Annotated in this window: 1 pseudogene; it reads left to right on the forward strand. The window is 64.9% G+C overall.

The window, feature by feature from the left end:
* Positions 1-316, forward strand: a pseudogene (locus EXE44_RS21665) (ATPase); the annotation flags it as partial.

Genomic DNA, 316 nt, shown 5'->3' on the forward strand with positions numbered 1-316 from the left:
GAAACGTCAGATCCTCAAGCGGCCGGTCGTCGAGCGCGACATCGTCCCGGTGATGTCCTCGACGAACCACCCGTTCATGCGGTCGCCCGGCCAGGCGATCCCGCTGATCGCGGTCGAGACCGAGCCCGACGGCGTCTGCCTGATCACCGAGGACACGGAGGTCGAACTGCGCGAAGAGCCGATCTCCGGGTTCGAGAAGACCGGCGGCGGCATCACCTACGAGGACATCGGCGGCCTTCAAAACGAGATCCAGCGCGTCCGCGAGATGGTCGAGCTGCCGATGAAACACCCGCAGATCTTCTCGAAGCTCGGGATC

The sequence above is a fragment of the Halorubrum sp. SS7 genome (genome assembly GCF_005435055.1).
Lineage (GTDB): Archaea > Halobacteriota > Halobacteria > Halobacteriales > Haloferacaceae > Halorubrum > Halorubrum salinarum.